At 71.1% G+C, this 16,916-nt stretch carries 13 protein-coding genes, 1 tRNA gene and 3 pseudogenes; 10 read left to right on the top strand and 7 right to left on the bottom strand.

The features are described from left to right. The first annotated feature begins 121 nt into the window (after positions 1-121). Both H4W31_RS09465 and H4W31_RS09470 read left to right on the top strand, forming a co-directional pair. Positions 122-1,486 (top strand): sensor histidine kinase, encoded by a 1,365-nt coding sequence (locus tag H4W31_RS09465; protein WP_225946353.1) that lies wholly within the window; start codon positions 122-124, stop codon positions 1,484-1,486. A gap of 267 nt (positions 1,487-1,753) precedes the next feature. Beyond that, entirely contained in the window at positions 1,754-2,458 is a 705-nt protein-coding gene (locus tag H4W31_RS09470; protein WP_192766319.1) for a glycosyltransferase family 2 protein, read from the top strand. A 71-nt stretch (positions 2,459-2,529) separates the two neighbouring features. Here the strand turns inward: H4W31_RS09470 and H4W31_RS09475 are convergent. Both H4W31_RS09475 and H4W31_RS09480 read right to left on the bottom strand, forming a co-directional pair. After that, positions 2,530-3,425: pseudogene (locus H4W31_RS09475) on the bottom strand (transketolase family protein). Positions 3,426-3,430: 5 nt separating this feature from the next. Continuing rightward, positions 3,431-4,168: a transketolase gene (locus H4W31_RS09480; RefSeq protein WP_192766320.1), complete on the bottom strand. Its 738-nt coding sequence runs from the start codon at positions 4,166-4,168 to the stop codon at positions 3,431-3,433. A 62-nt stretch (positions 4,169-4,230) separates the two neighbouring features. Here H4W31_RS09480 and soxR point away from each other — a divergent pair, with 62 nt between their 5' ends. Continuing rightward, entirely contained in the window at positions 4,231-4,668 is a 438-nt protein-coding gene (gene soxR / locus H4W31_RS09485) for a redox-sensitive transcriptional activator SoxR (RefSeq protein ID WP_192766321.1), read from the top strand. A 70-nt stretch (positions 4,669-4,738) separates the two neighbouring features. Here soxR and H4W31_RS09490 read toward each other — a convergent pair whose 3' ends face one another. Beyond that, positions 4,739-5,716: an NAD(P)H-quinone oxidoreductase gene (locus H4W31_RS09490; protein WP_192766322.1), complete on the bottom strand. Its 978-nt coding sequence runs from the start codon at positions 5,714-5,716 to the stop codon at positions 4,739-4,741. A gap of 335 nt (positions 5,717-6,051) precedes the next feature. Here H4W31_RS09490 and H4W31_RS09495 point away from each other — a divergent pair, with 335 nt between their 5' ends. The 4 genes from H4W31_RS09495 to H4W31_RS09510 all read left to right on the top strand — a co-directional run bounded on the left by H4W31_RS09495 (position 6,052) and on the right by H4W31_RS09510 (position 9,257). After that, a complete protein-coding gene (locus tag H4W31_RS09495; protein WP_192766323.1) occupies positions 6,052-7,746 on the top strand; it encodes a D-glucuronyl C5-epimerase family protein in 1,695 nt (564 codons plus the stop codon). Between the two features lie 120 nt (positions 7,747-7,866). Beyond that, positions 7,867-7,953 (top strand) — tRNA-Ser (locus H4W31_RS09500). 249 nt (positions 7,954-8,202) lie between these two features. Then, the gene (locus H4W31_RS09505) at positions 8,203-8,571 is read left to right on the top strand and encodes a hypothetical protein (RefSeq protein WP_192766324.1); all 369 of its coding nucleotides are present in this window, start codon (positions 8,203-8,205) and stop codon (positions 8,569-8,571) included. 143 nt (positions 8,572-8,714) lie between these two features. Then, a complete protein-coding gene (locus H4W31_RS09510; RefSeq protein ID WP_192766325.1) occupies positions 8,715-9,257 on the top strand; it encodes a YbhB/YbcL family Raf kinase inhibitor-like protein in 543 nt (180 codons plus the stop codon). A gap of 69 nt (positions 9,258-9,326) precedes the next feature. On the opposite strand, the gene H4W31_RS09515 is transcribed toward H4W31_RS09510, so the two are convergent. Together H4W31_RS09515 and H4W31_RS09520 are read right to left on the bottom strand one after the other, a co-directional pair. Beyond that, the gene (locus tag H4W31_RS09515; protein WP_192766326.1) at positions 9,327-10,037 is read right to left on the bottom strand and encodes a class I SAM-dependent methyltransferase; all 711 of its coding nucleotides are present in this window, start codon (positions 10,035-10,037) and stop codon (positions 9,327-9,329) included. Positions 10,038-10,312: 275 nt separating this feature from the next. Continuing rightward, positions 10,313-11,092 carry a ferric iron reductase gene (locus tag H4W31_RS09520; RefSeq protein ID WP_192771966.1) on the bottom strand — a complete coding sequence of 260 codons (780 nt, stop codon included), beginning with the start codon at positions 11,090-11,092 and terminating at the stop codon, positions 10,313-10,315. A 360-nt stretch (positions 11,093-11,452) separates the two neighbouring features. Between H4W31_RS09520 and H4W31_RS09525 the strand changes: the two genes are divergently transcribed. Further along, a complete protein-coding gene (locus tag H4W31_RS09525; protein WP_192766327.1) occupies positions 11,453-12,979 on the top strand; it encodes a peptide deformylase in 1,527 nt (508 codons plus the stop codon). A 131-nt stretch (positions 12,980-13,110) separates the two neighbouring features. On the opposite strand, the gene H4W31_RS09530 is transcribed toward H4W31_RS09525, so the two are convergent. Then, positions 13,111-14,226, bottom strand: a complete 1,116-nt coding sequence (locus H4W31_RS09530; RefSeq protein WP_192766328.1) for a globin domain-containing protein — start codon at positions 14,224-14,226, stop codon at positions 13,111-13,113. A 172-nt stretch (positions 14,227-14,398) separates the two neighbouring features. Between H4W31_RS09530 and H4W31_RS44720 the strand changes: the two are divergent. Continuing rightward, a pseudogene (locus H4W31_RS44720) lies at positions 14,399-14,666 on the top strand (CPBP family intramembrane glutamate endopeptidase); the annotation flags it as partial. A 74-nt stretch (positions 14,667-14,740) separates the two neighbouring features. Continuing rightward, positions 14,741-15,223: pseudogene (locus tag H4W31_RS44725) on the top strand (CPBP family intramembrane glutamic endopeptidase); the annotation flags it as partial. Here the strand turns inward: H4W31_RS44725 and H4W31_RS09540 are convergent. Next, a complete protein-coding gene (locus H4W31_RS09540) occupies positions 15,184-16,866 on the bottom strand; it encodes a hypothetical protein (RefSeq protein ID WP_192766329.1) in 1,683 nt (560 codons plus the stop codon). The pseudogene H4W31_RS44725 and the gene H4W31_RS09540 overlap by 40 nt on opposite strands. Positions 16,867-16,916 lie beyond the last annotated feature (50 nt).

Below are 16,916 nucleotides of genomic sequence, written 5' to 3' on the forward strand. Positions count from 1 at the left end.
GTTCGAACCCTCGACCCGGTTCGAGTCGTCGGGGCGGTTCGAGTCGCCGGGCCGCCAGCTCGACTCGTCGGGCGGCCGGTTCGAGTCGTCGGGCCGGAGGCGGCGCCGGTTCGGTCGTACCCTGACGGCCCGCGCGGTCGCGGTCAGTTGCGCGGTGGCCCTGGTGTCGGTCTTCGTGACCGCCGTGATCGCCCTCCCGCTCGCCGCCCGCTCGGCGGAGCGGCAGGCCAGCGACGCGTTGACCGCACAGGCCCGGCTGGCAGCCGAGGCGCTGCGCCCCCGGATCGACCGGGGACGGACGGTCGACGAGGAGCGGATCGTCCGACAACTGCGCAACCAGGGGATCGACGCGTACCTGATCCGGGCCGGCCGCGCCGACCGGCCCGGACTGCCGGACCAGGTGGTGGATCGGGTGGCCGGGGGCCGGAACTTCTCCGGGCTCCGGCAGCTCGCCGGCCAGCCGACCATGATCGAGGGCCGCTGGTTGCCGGGCGGCAACGGCGTCGTGCTGGCCCGTCCGGCGACCACCGGCCTCTGGCAGGAGATCGTCGGGTGGCTCTGGCTGCCGCTGCTCGCCGGGCTCGCGGCCGGAGTCGTCGCCGGGGCGTTGCTCGCCCGCCGGTTGGCTCGGCCGATCAGCAACGCGGCCACGGCGGCGGCCCGGCTACGCGCCGGCGACCGGGCGGTCCGGGTACCGGTGGAACCGCCGGAGGAGGCCGCCGACCTGGCGTACGCGCTCAACGACCTGGCCGCCGCGCTCGCCCAGAGTGAGGGACGGCAGCGGGAGTTCCTGCTCTCCGTCTCGCACGAGTTGCGTACGCCGTTGACCGCGATCCGTGGCTACGCCGAGGCCCTGGCCGACGGGGTGGTCGGCCCGGACGGGGGCCAGCGGGCCGGTCAGATCATGCTGACCGAGGCGGAACACCTCGATCGGCTGGTCACCGATCTGCTGTCGCTGGCCCGGCTGGAGGCGGCCGACTTCGCGCTGGAGCCGGTGCCGGTCGACCTCGACCAGTTGGGTCGCGATGCCACGCAGACCTGGGCGGCCCGGTGCGCGGCCCTCGGCGTCGTGCTGCGGACCGAGACTCCGGCCGTACCGACCTGGGTCCATACCGATCCCGGACGGATCCGGCAGGTCGTCGACGGGCTGTTGGAGAACGCGCTCCGGGTGGTGCCGCCGGGGGCGACGATCGTGCTCGCGGTACGGCCGCCGGCTCCGGACGAGCCGGCGGGTGCCGTGCTGGAGGTCCGGGACGGTGGGCCGGGGCTCGCCGACGACGACCTCGCGGTCGCCTTCGAACGCGGCGCGTTGCGGCAGCGGTACCAGGGGGTCCGTAAGGTCGGCAGCGGCCTGGGCCTGGCGCTCGCCGCCGGGCTGGTTCGCCGGCTCGGCGGCCGGATCAGCGCGGGGCACGCCCCGGAGGGCGGCGCCCGGTTCACCGTCTGGCTGCCGGCCGTCGGTGCGGTCCCGCACCGGACGTGCTGACCGTCGCCGCGGCCGGCGGCCGAGGCCCGGAAGAGCCTGCTGGTACGCCGCCGACAGTCCCTGGCCACGCGACCGCCAGAGCCGCACAACGGCTGCCGGACAGCGGCCGGACGGGCCCCGACCAGCACTCGGATGCGCCGGGAACAGCCTGGACGTGAAACCGGGTCGCGAAGATCTGACCAGGGGTCGTGCCGATGCCAGGGACGGCGAAGAGCGCCGATCAGGCTAGGCTAGGGCCGATTCGTCGTCGGCACCGTGGAGATCCCCGTGAAGCTCTCGATCCTCATGCCGGTCTACAACGAGGAAGAACGTGTCGCGGACGCCCTCAAGCAGGCGCTCGCGGTCGACTACCCGTGCGAGATCGAGCTTGTTGTGGTCGATGACGGTAGCCGTGATGGTACCGGAGAGATCCTCGGACGGGTCGACGACACCCGGCTCCGGGTGATCACCCATCCGCGCAACGCGGGGAAGGGCGCCGCGATCAAGAGCGCGGTCGACAACGCCGACGGCGAGTACATGGTGATCCTGGACGCCGACCTGGAGTACGACCCGCAGGACATCCCCAAGCTCCTCGCCCCGGTGCTGGACGGCCGGGCGACCGTGGTCTACGGAAATCGAACATTCGGCAGCCACAGCGCCTACAGCTTCTGGTACGTGATGGGCAACAAGGCCGTCACCACGGCCGCCAACGTGCTGTTCAACTCCTACATCGGCGACCTGGAGACCTGCTTCAAGCTGATGCCGGTCGCGCTGTACCGCTCCCTGGACGTGCGTTCCCGTGGGTTCGGAATGGAGGCGGAGGTGACCGGCAAGCTGCTGCGTCGCCGGATCCGCCCGTACGAGGTGCCGATCAGTTACCGGGCCCGGGGTCGGGAAGAGGGCAAGAAGATCACCTGGAAGGACGGCGTCGAGGCGCTGTTCATCCTCGGCCGGGAGCGGACCCGTCGCCGGGCCCTCCCCGGCCGCCGCTGACCGACCGGGCCCTCCCCGCCCGTCGCGCTGACCGACCGGGCCCTCCCCGGCCGGTGCGCTGATCGACCGGGTCAGCCGAGGAAGGCGCTGATCGACCGGCGCAGTCCCGCCGCGTCCAGGCCGTGCCAACGGGCGTGGTCGGCCGGACTGCCGTAGCGGCGCAGGTCGGCGCGGCCCACGCCGAGCGCCAGCAGCCGATGGGGTACGCCGGCCAGCGCCCCGCTCAGCACCGCGCTCGACGTACCGGCGAGGTACGGCTCCACCAGCACCACCGCCGGGGCGGCCGGTGCCGGCGTACCGACCAGTTCACGCAGGCCGACAGCGTCGAACGGTCGGGGCGTGTGCGTGTACGCGACCGTGACGTCCAGCCCGGTGACGGCGTGCAGTACCGGGTTGAGCATCGGGCCGACCGCCAGCACCAGGGGTGCGCCGGCTGATCCCCGGTGCACCACCATCAGCCGTCCGGCGGCGGGTCGGGGCAGGTCGTTGGCCGCGGTGGAGAGCCGTAGGTAGACCCGTTCGTCGTGGTTCGCCGCTGCCCGCAGCAGCGCCGGCACCTCGTCCGGATGCCCGGGTACGTGCACCGTCCAGTCGGTGAGGGTGTCCAGCAGCGCCACGTCACCGGGCGACATGTGCGTACGGCCCATGCTCGACCCGTCGTACGACGCGCCGACGCTGACCACGACGGCGCCCACCCCCTGGTGGTCCAGGTCAAGTTTGAGCTGCTCGTAGACCCGGTCGACGGCGAACGTGGCGTACGAGTGCACGATCGGGCGCAGGCCGGTCAGGGCGAGTCCACCGGCGACGCCGACCATCAGTTGTTCACGGATCCCGACGTTGAGTACCGGTCGGGGTGCCGTCGGGCGGCGGGGGCGAAGGCCGAGGCGGAGATGTCGGCGAGGACGATCGCGGTGCGCGGATCGTCGTCCAGCAGGGCGGTGGCGGTGTTTGTGAAGGTGTCCCGCATCTCGGTCATCCCTTGGCTTCGACGACGGCGACGAGCACGTGCGGCCGGTCCGGTTGGCCGATGGTGAGGGCGGTCTCGATCGCGTCGTGGTCTCGGCCGTCGACGGTGCGGGCGGTCCAGCCGTGCACTGTGAACCGGCTCGCGATCCCGCCGGGCCAGCCGTGACTGGCGGACTGGTTGTCGATCACGATCGCGGTGAGCGTGGCCAGTCCGGTCGCACCGGCGTACGCGATCGCCTCGTGGTTCGAGCCCTCGTCCAGTTCGGCGTCGCCGAGCAGCACGTACACCCGGGGTAGGTCCAGGCCCTGGGCCCGCAGCCCGAGTGCGGTGCCGACGCCCAGCCCGAGGCCGTGGCCGAGTGAGCCGGTGCCGATCTCGACCCCGGGTACCAGGGTCCGGTCGGGGTGGTGCCCGAGCCGGCTATCCGGACCGGCGAGGTCGTCGAGCCAGTCCTCCGGGATGAATCCCCTGGCGGCGAGTACGGCGTAGTAGGCGGCCGGTCCGTGGCCCTTGGAGAGCAGGAAGCGGTCCCGGTCCGGCGAGTCGGCGGTCTCCGGCGAGACCCGCAGGATCCGGTCGTAGAGCACCCAGAGCACGTCGAGGGTCGAATGGGCGCTGGGCGCGTGTTTCTCGTCGCCGGTCAACCGGCGGAGCAGCGGCCCGAGTCGGGCCGGCCGTCCGGGGCGCCGGTTCCGGGTCGCGGTGCCGACCGGCGGGTCGGGCGCGGTGGAGGTCGTGGTCATGCCCCTAGCCTGCAAGTTAAAGTGCACTTGAACTCAAGGGTCCTCGGGCAGCGGAGATTGATGTGCGGCAGGAGAGTCTGACCATCGGCGAGCTGGCGGTCCGGTCCGGCGTGGCGCCGTCGGCGCTGCGCTACTACGAGCGGCTCGGGCTGATCCGGGCCGGTCGTACCGGCGGCAACCAGCGGCGCTTCGAGCGGGCCGAGCTGCGCCGGGTGTCCTTCATCCGGATCGCCCAGCAGCTCGGAGTGTCCCTGGAGGACATCCGGTCCGCGCTCGACGCGCTGCCAAACTCGCGTACCCCGAACAAGGCCGACTGGGCGCAGCTCTCCGCGACCTGGCGGAGCCGGCTGGACGACAAGATCGATCTGTTGACCCGGCTCCGGGACAGCCTGACCAACTGCATCGGTTGTGGATGCCTTTCGTTGCGCAGTTGCAGCCTCTACAACCCGGACGACGAGCTGGCCCAACAGGGACCGGGCCCGCGCCGGATGCTCCCGTGAACCGGCATCGCCCCGCCGACGGATCGGCGGGGCGACGGGAGGACGGATCGATGGAATGCCGGTGACCTGATCAGTCGACGGTGAGCAGGACCTTGCCGAAGTGCGAGCCCGAGTCGACCACCCGGTGGGCCTCAGCGGCCTGGGTCATCGGCAGCCGACGGTCGACGACGGGCCGGATCGCACCCGACTCGACCAGCGGCCAGACGTTTTCAAGTACGCCCTGGACGATCGCGGCCTTGTCCGCCGCCGGTCGGGAGCGCAGCGCGGTCGCGGTCACCGAGGCCCGCTTGGCGAGCAGCGCGCCCAGGTCCAGTTCCCCCCGACGCCCGCCCTGCATCCCGATCACCACGAGCCGGCCGCCGGTGGCCAGTGCGGCGACGTTGCGGCCCAGGTACGACCCGCCGATGATGTCCAGGATGACGTCGGCGCCCCGGCCGTCCGTGGCCTCCTTCGTCGCCTCGACGAAATCCTCGGTGGTGTAGTCGATGACCGAGGTGGCGCCGAGTTCGCGTAGCCGGTCGTGCTTGCCGGCCCGGGCGGTGGCCAGGACGGTGGCGCCGAGCACGGCTCCGAACTGGACCGCGAAGGTGCCGATGCCGCTGCCCCCACCGTGTACGAGCAGCGTCTCGCCGGCACCCAGCCGGGCCAGCCGGGCCACGTTCGACCAGACCGTGCAGGCCACCTCGGGCAGCGCGGCCGCGTCGGTCAGTTCGATGCCCTTCGGTACCGGCAGGAGCTGCCCGGCCGGCACGGCCACCCGTTCGGCGTATCCGCCGCCGGTGAGCAGGGCGCAGACCGGTTGACCCACGGTCCAGCCGGTCACCTCGGCTCCGACCGCGCTGATCACGCCCGCGCACTCCAGCCCCGGGTACGGCGGGGCGCCGGCCGGCGGTGGGTAGAGGCCCTGGCGTTGCAGCAGGTCGGCCCGGTTCACCGCGCTGGCGCGGATGTCGACCACCACTTCGTCGGGTCCGGGGGTCGGGTCGGGCACATCGGCCCAGAGCAGCGCGTCGGGGCCGCCCGGTGAGGGGACAGTGATCGCCTTCATGGACACAGTCTTACCGCCGTGCCGCCAGTCCGCAGCACCAGCCGGCCCACCATCGCTCCTACCAACGTCGCGTACGGCCCCACGCCAAGTCCCCACATATCGGGACGCGTACTGCTCGCACCATTCAGCGAGTTTCGTGGCGACCTTTCCGGACGAATGGTCGCTGAATGCCGAGAAATGGTTGTCCGGCCGGCTGCCATTGGCCATCCGCCCCGAACGGCCGGGCGATTCAACATTGGTTTCCGGCGGGGATGAACGGTAAAGCGCCTTACTGACACCTGCGTCCCCGTGTGCTATACAGGTTGCCCAATCCGACACATTCAAACGGGGTGGGTATGGATAAGCAAGGTCCAGAAAGAGACGCTTTCCGGTCCGGCCGGTGGTCCCGGCGGACGCTACTCGGCGCCGGACTCGCGATCGGTGGACTCGGGCTCCTCGCCGACCCGGCGGCAGCCCGGCCGGGTGGTGGTACTCCGGGAGGGGATCCCTTCGGGCTGGACTCCGGCCTGGACCTCGGTCTGGAGAAGACCCTTCCGGGGCCGGCCGGCCCGGTCATCGACCCGGCGTTCGAGATTTCCCCGCCGCTGCCCCCCGAGGCACTCTCCGACGTGCCCACCCTCTCCCGCGCCGATGCGCGGCGGCTCGCCCCGGTCAGGCCGTCCACGCCGGGGATCACGTCCCGGGCCGTCCCGAACGCCGTACCCGGGGTGCCGTTCGACTTCGAGTACCACGACTTCGAGATCCGCGAGCTGCCGGACGGTATCCGGCCGTACCACATGAGTTACGCGGTGCCGCTGGTCGACCCGGGCGTGCACGACTCCTCGGGCGTGCGGATGGCGTCGCTCGGCGGGAAGCTCTACGACCATCCGGTCGCGCAGGCGCAGTACGGCCTGCACCTCATCGAGGCGTACCGGATCACCTCGAACGTCGAGTACCTGAACCGGGCCAAGAAGCAGGCGCAGCGGCTGATCGACCGGCGGGTCCTACAGGGCGGCGGCTGGTTCTACCCGTACCCGTTCCGCTACCAGCTGCACCGGTCCAACGACGTCTACGAGGCGCCGTGGTACTCGATGATGGCGCAGGGGCAGGCGCTGAGCGTGTTCTGCCGGCTGTTCACCCTCACCGGCGAGGCCGAGTGGAAGGCCGCGGCCGACGCGACCTTCGCGTCCTACCTGGTGACCCCGGTCGCCGGCAAGCCCTGGGGGGTGTACGTCGTCGGCGGGAAGCTCTGGCTGGAGGAGTACCCGAACCCGGAGGAGGTCAAGGGGGACCGGACCTACAACGGGCACACCTTCTCCGCGTACGGCCTCTGGGACTACTGGGTGGTGACCAAGGACGAGCGGGCGAAGGTGCTGCTCCAGGGCGCCCTGACCACCACCCGTGACGTCCACGGCGACGTCCGCAACCGGCACTGGCGGAGCAAGTACTGCCTGCGGCACGCAAATGACGCCGGCAACTACCACACCACCCACACCACCCAGCACATCCAGTGCTACGCGATCACCGGTGACACCATCTTCGCGCAGATCGCGGAACTGTATTACACCGATTTCCCGCCGCACGGCATAACCGGGACAATTATGTTCCAGGCGGGAAGTCACACCGGATACCAGTTCGACAGCGCCGGTACGATCACCGCCAGCCGGAAACTAACCCTGGAGCGCCGGAGTAACGCGCCGTCGACCGCCCGGCTGAAGATTATGCGGAACGACGGAATCTGGTACCAGATCAGTGCCGGCAGTCTGGCCGGCTACTACCTCAAGGAAGTGCCGCAGCACTCGTACCAGATCGGTGAGGCCGCCTCGATCGGGTACCGGATCCTGCGTCCGGCGACGATCGCGACGTCGCCGCTGAAGGCGTACACGATCGACGAGGCCGGCAACATGGCCTCGGAGGTCACCACCTACCAGGTGGGCGATCCGGTCAACCTCAACCGCCGTGCGGTGCTGAACGGTGTGGAGCATCTCCGGTTCGGCGACGGTGACTACGCCGGGAAGTGGGTGGGCTACCCGACCATCACCCGGAGCTGACCCGGTGGGCCCCGGGAGCGTCCGCTTCCGGGGCCGTGCCGGCGGGTGCGGCCCGACCCGGCGATCTGGCACACTACGTGCGGGCAGCGGCCCGTCCCGGCGGGGCGGTACGTCGCTCCGGGAGGGTTCGCCTAGTGGCCGATGGCGCTGGTCTTGAAAACCGGTAAGGGGGCAACCTCTTCGTGGGTTCGAATCCCACACCCTCCGCTTCCCCGCACGACAGCCCGTACCGCCCGCGACGACATGTGGTGCGGGCCCCCACACCGAGGTCCGGCACCTGGGATATCGCCCACAGCCTGTTGACGGGCACGTGGTGCGATCCTCTACCCTACGCATAGTAATCAATCAGTGATTCTACGTAGATATCGCATGACCGGGACCACCGCGAACCGGCTGGGCTGGCCGCCCGCCGACCGGTGAACACCCGGGCAGCGTACGGAGTGAAGCGAGGGCGCCATGGATCTGCGGCTGTCCCCGGTGCAGGTTCGCAACCGACTGATCCTGGCGGCTCGGCGGATCGTCACCGATCACACTCCCGATGCCGAGGGCATCTGCCCGGTCTGCGGCGTACTGCACTGCGAGGCGCTCGCCGTGGCCTTCGGCTACCTGGCCCGGGTGGACCGGCCGGAGCCACCGGCGGCCGTCGAGATCCACCGTCGCGCCGCCGTACCGCCGCCGGGGATCACGGCCGCCGAGCTGCGGATCGCCGCCGACTTGGCGCCGCACGGAATGGGACGGTGGGACGTCGGGATCCGTAACCGCGACGGGTGGCGGGCGGACGACGACGAGTGCGCGGACTCCGATCACCAGAGCCGGCAACCCTGACCCGACGGGGGAGTCCGGCGGCCGGGGCGGGGTACTCCGGGTGGGGTGAGGTCCCGGGGGTGGCGACGCGCGGAGCGGGTAGAAAGGGCACGGCGGCTTCCACTGCGACGCCAGCCCACCTGTTGCGCTGAAAGGATCTCTTGATGGCTCTTGACCGACCGATCCCACCCGACCCGTACGAGGTGCTGCCGGCCGTACCGTCGTTCACGCTGACCAGCAACGACGTCCAGAACGGCGAGCCGCTGGCCACCGAGTTCGCGCACCCGAGCGTGGGTGGCGGGAACCAGTCGCCGCACCTCGCCTGGACGGGCTTCCCCGCGGAGACCCGGAGCTTCACGGTGACCTGCTACGACCCGGACGCGCCCACCGGCAGCGGATTCTGGCACTGGGTACTGGTCAACGTTCCGGCCGAGGTGACCGAGCTGCCCCGGGGCGCCGGCGGTACACCGTCGGCCGGGGCCTCGGGCGCGTTCAGCGTCCGCAACGACTACGGCGAGCAGTCGTACGGGGGTGCCGCGCCGCCGGCCGGTGACCGTCCACACCGGTACGTCTTCGCCGTACACGCCCTCGACGTGGAGCAGTTGGAGCTGACCCCGGAGGCCAGTCCGGCGTACGTCGGCTTCAACCTGACGTTCCACACCCTGGCCCGGGCGGTGGTCCGGCCGACGTACCAGGTCAAGGACTGACGACGGAGTCCGGGCCGGCATCGGGGTACGCCCGTCGGGCGCCGGTGCCGGCCCGTGGCCCGGAAAGCGTCAGGCGGGCACCCGGGCCACGGCGAAGACGGACTGGCCGAACGGCGGCCGTACGACCCGCTCGGCGGCCTTGGTCACCGGCAGTACGAGGGTGTCGTACACCTTGACCATCGGCCCTTCCTTCGGCATCAGCCGGAACACGTTGGTGGCCATGTAGTAGCCGATCAGGCCCAGCGCGTTCGCGTAGTGCAGGGTCTCCACCTGCAGACCGGCCTCGTCCAGCGCGGCCCGCATGGTCTTCTTGGTGTAGCGGCGTACGTGGCCGGTGGCGATGTCCGCCGGGCCCATCGCGAACTCGAACGCCGGCACGATGAGCACGATCGCCCCGCCCGGGCGTACCAGCCCGCGCATGCTGCGCAGCGCGCCGACGTGGTCCTCGATGTGCTCCAGCACGTTGTACGAGACGGCGGCGCTGTAGTCGCCCTGCTCGTTGGTCGGCAGCAACATCTGCCGTACCTCGATCGAGGGCTCGTCCGAGAGCCGTTCCTTGAGGGCGATCAGCCGGTCCGGGTCCGCCTCGGTGGCGGTGAACCGATCCAGGAACGGCGCCCACTCGATGGCGTAGTCGCCCAGGCCGCTGCCGATCTCGATCGGGTTGTCGCCGAGGTACGGCAGGGCCAGCTCGACGAACCAGCGCCGGTGGTTGACGGCGGTGGCGAGGCCCTCGAGCACCTCTTCCTGAACCCGCTGATCTCCAGTTATTTCTGCCATGCGTCGATTCCTCACGCTCTGACTCGACCTGCACTGGACCGACAGAGTGAACCATCTACGACGACCGTAGGGAAATTGGGGCACTCATGCGAGCCGAACTCATGCATCGCACATCGGTTGTGACCAGTTCGGGGGTGTTTTGTTACATAGCACCCGAAGATTATCTTGATCACATTCGCCAGGCGTGTCGACTCGATAACAGTCGGGTGTCAACCCGGTGGAGGCCCCCGCCGACCGTCCCGCCGGGGCTGCCGTGGAACGCCTCAGGGCCACGCTCAGGGGGTGCGGATGCAGCAGCCCGCGCAGACCTTGGGCTGCGGCAGGGTGAAGGCCAGGCAGCACGTCTTGCGCTGCACGGTCAGCTCGCCCGACGGGCCGGGCACCAGGTCGACCAGGTCCGCCACGCCGAGGGCGTCGAGCAACGCGCCGATCGTCTCGGCGGACCCACCGGGCAGCGAGTCGGCGGCGCGCAGTACGCCGTGCGCGACCCCCGAGGCGACCGAGCCGAGCAGTGTACGGGCGCCGACCCGGACCTGTGCGTGCAGCGAGTCCAGCATCGGGGTCAGGTGTGCGTCGAGCAGGGACGCGCGCAACACGTCGAGGAGTTCGGCCTCGCCCAGCACGATCCGGACCTCGGGCAGCCCGGACAGGGCCAGTGGGTCCGACGGGAGCACCGCGATCGTGGTGGAGCGGCGGAGGCCGAGCTTGACCAGCGGCCGGTGCTCCTCCAGTTGCACCAGTACGTCCGAGGGGTGCAGCAGCGGCACCCGCCGGGCGGAGGCCCAGCCCAGCACCACCGGCAGCGCCAGCCAGTAGGTGTAGGCCTTCCAGGCAAGTGCGGCGGCGGCGTGCGGCTGGGCGCCCCAACGCTGCCGGGTGGCGTCGAGGAGCTCGGGCAGTCGGGTGCCGTCCACCAGTTCGGTGGCGGGGATCCAGCCCGTCTCGTCGGTGACCAGTAGGCCGGTGGCGAGGCCGGGCAGCTCGTCGGTGCCGAAGGTGGCCCGCAGCGTCGCGGTCACCGGGGCGAGAGGTGCGGCGGCCCGGTCACCGATCAGGACGGTCACGCTCGGTCGCCGATCCGCGGCGTTCCGGCGCGCCGGCAGTCGCCCGGTACGGTCGTCGTAACCGTACTGGTCTGCTTCGATGCCAGCAGTGCCACCAGGATCTACCCCCCACTTTGCGCCAACCGAACGTCACCCTAGCCTACTAAGGCAAGGCTAACCAGAGTCGGCGATCACGGGGTCCCTTCGACAATGTTTCCCCCGACACGTCGTCCAATTGACATGACCGGGGAGATCCGGCCGGGAAGGATCGACCAGGGTGGCCGGAATGTCAAGCCATTGTCGTTAACGCGCCAGTTCTGTCAGACTGGCCGGCTCGGCCAGCAAACTGAGATTCCCGGCCAGAGGAACCTGATGACCACCTCGCCTATCGAGCGGGCTGCCGACTCGTTCGCGGCCGAGCTTTCCCGTCGGCGGGTCGAGCGGGGAATGACGAAGAAGCAGCTCGCGGCCCGGATGGGGTTCGACCCCTCCTACGTCAGTCACGTGGAGGGTCGACGACACCGTCCGACGGAGGACTTCGCGCGCCGCGCCGAGGCCGTACTGGGCGCGGCCGGAGCGATCTGGCAGCGTTTCCAGGAGTACGACGAACTCCGGCAGGCCCGCTCCGCCATCGTCGCGCACCGCGATCCGCCCGTACCGGAGCAGTGGATGCCGCCCGGCACCGGGCTGATCGTGGAGCAGGAGACGGCCACCCTCGCCTACCACGACGACGCCTACCGCTGTGTGATCCGCCGGGCCCTCTACAACGCCGGCACCGAGCCGGTGACCCGTTACCTGGTCCGGGTGGCGGTCGACCGCTACCCCAACGATCCGGGGCGGTCCAACCGGCACCACCGGGAGAACCCGCTGACCTTCGCGGAACTGGACCTCCAGGCGTTCTGTGACGACCAGGGCACCCGCGAGCCGATGGAGTGGCGCAAGAAGCACGACCGGGACGCCTTCAAGGAGGTGTGGCTGCTCTTCGAGAACTCCGACGGACGATTCCCGCTCTATCCCGGGGAACGGGTCACCACCGAGTACTCGTACCGGGTGAACCAGGACAAGTGGGGCCAGTGGTTCCAGCGCGCGGTACGGCTGCCCACCCGCCGGCTCGCGCTCCGGCTCGACCTGCCGCTCGACCTGGACCCACAGGTCTGGGGGGTGGAGACGTCGCTGTCGGCGGAGGAGGGGCCGCTGCGTACCCCGCTGGTCCGGCACGACGAGGACGGCCGGGCCTTCTTCGAGTGGTCGACCGACGATCCGCCGCTGAACGCCCGGTACCGCCTGGAGTGGCGCTACCGCGCCGCGCCCATCGCGCCGGCCGCCCCACCGCCCGAGTCGGAGACCCGGGCCAGCGACCGGATGCGCGCCGCCGGCATCGTCCAACTCGGCGCGGACCTGCTCCGGCAGCCGGCCCGGCAGTTCGACCTGCCCCGGGACGAGGCCAACGCCCGCGACGTGGTGACCCGGCTACGGGCCGCGCTGGAACGACTCGACGAGCTGCACCCGTTCAGCAAGGGGGTCGGCCTCGCCGCGCCGCAGATCGGGCTGCCCTGGGCCGCCGCCGTGGTCCGGCCACCGGACCGGGACGCCGAGCCGGTCGTGCTGCTCAACCCCAGGGTCGTCGACGCGGCCCTGGAGACCGACGAACAGTACGAGGGCTGCCTCTCCCTGTTCGACCTGCGGGGACTGGTGGCCCGGCCGCTCCGGCTCGACATCGAACACGCCCGCTGGGACGGCGGACGCGTGATCACCTCGTTCGAACTCGCCATGGCCCGGCTGGTGGCCCACGAGGTCGATCACCTGGAGGGCCGGCTGTACGTCGACCGAATGGACCCGGACGTGCCGCTGGTCCCGATCGAGGAGTACCGGGACACCGGCAACCCCTGGCGCTACTGAGCGCGACCGCGGCCGATCCAGGGGTACGACCCTCGCCCTGCCGAGCGCGCCGTCCTCGCCCACCCGAACGGGAGCCGGGTCTCGTGCCCTGCGGGACAGGACACGAGACCCGGCTTGGGGGGAGTGGGGGTCTAGATTTCGCCGAACGCGTCGTACCGGATGTTCTCCGGCGGTACGTCGTCGGCGGCGAGCGTCCGCAGCGCGGAGCGGACCAGGGAGGCTGATCCGGAGACGTAACAGTCGTGCGTGGTCCACGGGCCGTACCTGGCGAAGACGTCGGCGATCTCGCCCCGTTCACCGGTGAAGCCGGGATCGGCGCTGCACGCCGGGATGATCGACAACCAGGGGTGCCCGGCGGCGAGTTGGTACAGCTCGGTCAGCCCGTACAGGTCGTCGCGGGACGTCGCGCCCACGAAGACGTGCATCCACCGGGTGCGGTTGTGGACCGCCAGTTCCTCGGCAAGTGCCTTGATCGGGGCGAGCCCGACGCCGCCGGCCACGCAGAGGACGTCCCGGGTGGATCCCGGGTTCAACGTCATGGAACCCATCGGCGCGGCCACCCGCAGCAGGTCGCCGACCCTGACCCGGCGGACCAGGGCACTGGAGACCCAGCCGGCGCCGACCGCCCGGACGTGGAACTCCAGGACGTTGTCCTCCCTCGGGGCGTTGGCGATCGAGTACGTCCGCCAGAGCCGGGGCTGGTAGCGCGGCGCCTCGACGCTGACGTACTGACCCGCCCGGTACGGCAGCGGATGCTGGAGGGGCCGGCAGGTCAGTACGGCGACGTCGGGACCCCGGCGCTCGTGGCTGAGCACCTCGGCGTGCCAGAACGGCGGGTTCGGATCGCCGGCCGCTCCGGCCTGCATCCGCTCCCCGATCGCCTGGTACGCGTCCCGCCACGCCTGGTCGTACTCGACGGTCCACTGCTCGCCGGCGGTCCGCCGCAACGCCTCCGTCAGCGCGTCGCCCATAGTGTCGTAGTGCTCGGCCCGTACGTGGTACTTGCGGTGGTCGCGACCGAGCGAGCGGAGATAGTCGTCGAAGTTCTCCGGATCGTCCATGGTCTGGACGGAGGTGACGATCGCCTCCAGCAGCCGGTCCCGCTGCCCGTCCATCTGGACCGGGAACAGCGTGCGCAGCGCGGGGTCGGTCAGGAACATCCGGGCGTAGAAGTATCCCGCGACCTTGTCCCGCTGCTCTTCGACCAGGGTCCAACTCTCCTTCAAGAGCTGCGCCAGGTTGTCCATTGACACCCTTCTCGGTCGGGGCTACTGCGTGAGTAAGAATGAATACCGAGAGTCGATGTTGGTCGCACAGATTGTGCGATTGGGCCCGAACATCGCCTGCCAGGGGTACTGCACCGGCGGCGACCCGGTGCGGGAGACCACGGCGGCCCGTCGGATCGGGCACAGTTGTCGGGTGACGGTTGATCTCGCCCGACCACTTGCCCGCCGGGTGCTGGGCATCGAGGTGCTGTTGGTCCTCGGGCTGTCCCTCGGCCAGTCCGCGGTCTACTCGGCGGTGACGATCATCGCCCGGTTGACCGCCGACCAGCCGCTGTCCCAGCAGACCGCCACGCTGAACGCCTCCCAGTCGACACGTCACTGGCTCGACCTCACCTACCAGCTCCTGGGCATCTTCTTCGCCCTCGTGCCGGTGCTGCTCGCCGTACACCTGCTCAACCGGGACCGGTCGCTCGACCGGGACGGGCTGCTGCGCCGGGACGGAGTGCTCGACCAGGGCCGGGGCGGTGCGCGGTGGGTACTCGGGCTGGACGGGCGGCGGCCCGGCCGGGATCTCGCCTGGGGGGCGGCCCTCGCCGCCTCGATCGGGCTACCCGGCCTCGGCCTGTTCTGGATCGCCGCACACCTGGGCGTCAACGCCACCGTGGTCCCGGCGAACCTGCCCGATCTCTGGTGGGCGGTGCCGGTGCTCGTCCTCTCCGCCGCGCAGAACGCCATCCTCGAAGAGGTCGTGGTGGTCGGCTACCTGATGACACGGCTGCGGGAGCTGAACTGGCGGATCGGCGCCGTGATCGCGACCAGTGCCCTGCTGCGCGGCTCGTACCACCTCTACCAGGGCTTCGGCGCGTTCCTCGGCAACGCGGTGATGGGGGTCGTCTTCGCGCTGTTCTTCCTGCGTACCAAGCGGGTGCTTCCGTTGGTGGTGGCGCACACCCTGCTGGACGTGGTCGCCTTCGTCGGTTACGCGCTGCTGCCGCCCAGCTGGTTCGACTGGTTGTAGGGCAGCGCTGGCGGACCGGCCGTACCCGCACCAGCGGCGGGCGGATCGGCGGAGCGCGGACCGGTGGCGGTGGTTCGGTAGTGCGCCGTGGCCCGGGCGGCGACCCGCTCGGTGGCGGCCGAACTCGCCAGCGCGGTGACCAGCGTCGTCGCCCCCGGCAGTCGCCGTACGGCCAGCCGTAGCGCCAGCCAGTTCACGCTCCGGGCGACGATCGGCGCACCGAGCCGCCAGCCGGCCTCCGCCAACCGCGGCGACGACCCGTCCGGCCCGCCGCGCAGTGCCGCAGCGGCCGCGTCCAGGGCAGCTCGGGCGCTTTCCCCGTCCGGATGGACCCGAGTCAGCACCAGCAGCTCGGCGGCCCGGTCCGGAGCGGTCGGATCATGACCGTGCGCGGCGGCCAGGTGCAGCACCAGGCCGGCCTGTGCCCAGGTGACGACCGCCAGCTCCGCGAACGGGGCGAGCAGCCCGGTCGCCATCGACAGGGCGCCGCCGGCGGCGGCGAGTCGGACGTACCGCTGGGTGGCCAGCCGGGCGAGACCGTCGGGGGTGGCGCTCGGATAGGCCGTCCGGACCCGCGCCGCCCAGGACAGGGCCGCCGGCCCCAACTCGCGTACGGCGGCCAGGGCGAGCAACTCCGGCGCGTACCCGGGGTGGTCGAGAACGTGCCGCACCGTCGAGCGCGGCGACCCTGACGAAGGGGTACGGCCGCCAGCCGCTCGATCCGGCAGCTCGGCGTCCACCCGAAGGACGTCAACCTCGTCGGGTACACGGGTGCCGTCGACCGCACCGGTCGGCTCGTCGACGACCTCGGTCTCGACCGCCTCGCGGGCGGTGGTGTGGACGGGGGGCGTGGAGTCGGCTGCCGGCGTACCCGATGATTCGCTTGTCGGGAAGTCGGCGTTGGCGGGTCCGGGCGAGGTTTCGGCCGGAGGGGTGGCAGGGCCGCCGACCGACTCTGCCGGCCCCGGCGTCGGATCGTCCGGTGAAGTCGTCGGCGCCGCCGACGGTGCCGGTGGCGGCGCCGCGACCCTGGTCGTTGCGGAGGTGGTCGTGGCCTTCCTCACAGCGGGCGCCTTGGCGGCGGTCTTCTTCGCGGCGGTGGTCTTCTCGGCGGTGGTGGCCTTCTTCGCGACCGCGGTCCTGGCTGCGGTGGCCTTCTTGGCGGTGGTCTTCTTCTCGGCGCCGGCCCTCTGGGCGGGCTTGGCCGCCTTCTTGGCGGCGGTCGTCTTCCGGGGAGCCGGTGCCGTTGCCTGGCTGGAAGGGGTCGGCTCGTCCTGGCCACTCGGAGTGGAGTCCTCAGCCTGCGAAGATTCCGGCGCTGGCGTGGTCGGCTGATCGCCCCGTTCGGCACCGGGCTCCGGCGAGTTCTCCCCGGTGAAGCCCGACCCGAGCGGGGGGAACACGGGCGGCCGAACGGTGGAACCGGTGGACGGCGGCGGCAGTTCGGGCTCGGTCGGCGGCTGGAAGAGCACCGCCGGCGGTGTCTGCCGGGTACGCGGCCGGGGCGGCTTGGGCGGCTCGCCCGTTGACTCCGGGTCCGGCTCCGGCGGGGACGTGAAGGCGGCCCTGGTCCGGCCGGAGCCACGCGTCGACTTCGGTTCCGGGCGGCGGCGTGGGGGTTCGGTGGACGGCTGCTCCTCCATATCACGCGAGCCTAGTCGTGTCCGTGGATCGGCACCGAACAGAAATCGGC

Source organism: Plantactinospora soyae (assembly GCF_014874095.1).
GTDB lineage: Bacteria > Actinomycetota > Actinomycetes > Mycobacteriales > Micromonosporaceae > Plantactinospora > Plantactinospora soyae.

Coding starts and splice junctions, on each gene's coding strand:
- H4W31_RS09505 (WP_192766324.1), top strand. CDS start 8,203: ATGGATCTGCGGCTGTCCCCGGTGCAGGTTCGCAACCGACTGATCCTG.
- H4W31_RS09515 (WP_192766326.1), bottom strand. CDS start 10,037: ATGGCAGAAATAACTGGAGATCAGCGGGTTCAGGAAGAGGTGCTCGAG.
- H4W31_RS09495 (WP_192766323.1), top strand. CDS start 6,052: ATGGATAAGCAAGGTCCAGAAAGAGACGCTTTCCGGTCCGGCCGGTGG.
- H4W31_RS09530 (WP_192766328.1), bottom strand. CDS start 14,226: ATGGACAACCTGGCGCAGCTCTTGAAGGAGAGTTGGACCCTGGTCGAA.
- H4W31_RS09540 (WP_192766329.1), bottom strand. CDS start 16,866: ATGGAGGAGCAGCCGTCCACCGAACCCCCACGCCGCCGCCCGGAACCG.
- H4W31_RS09490 (WP_192766322.1), bottom strand. CDS start 5,716: ATGAAGGCGATCACTGTCCCCTCACCGGGCGGCCCCGACGCGCTGCTC.
- H4W31_RS09480 (WP_192766320.1), bottom strand. CDS start 4,168: ATGACCACGACCTCCACCGCGCCCGACCCGCCGGTCGGCACCGCGACC.
- H4W31_RS09525 (WP_192766327.1), top strand. CDS start 11,453: ATGACCACCTCGCCTATCGAGCGGGCTGCCGACTCGTTCGCGGCCGAG.
- H4W31_RS09510 (WP_192766325.1), top strand. CDS start 8,715: ATGGCTCTTGACCGACCGATCCCACCCGACCCGTACGAGGTGCTGCCG.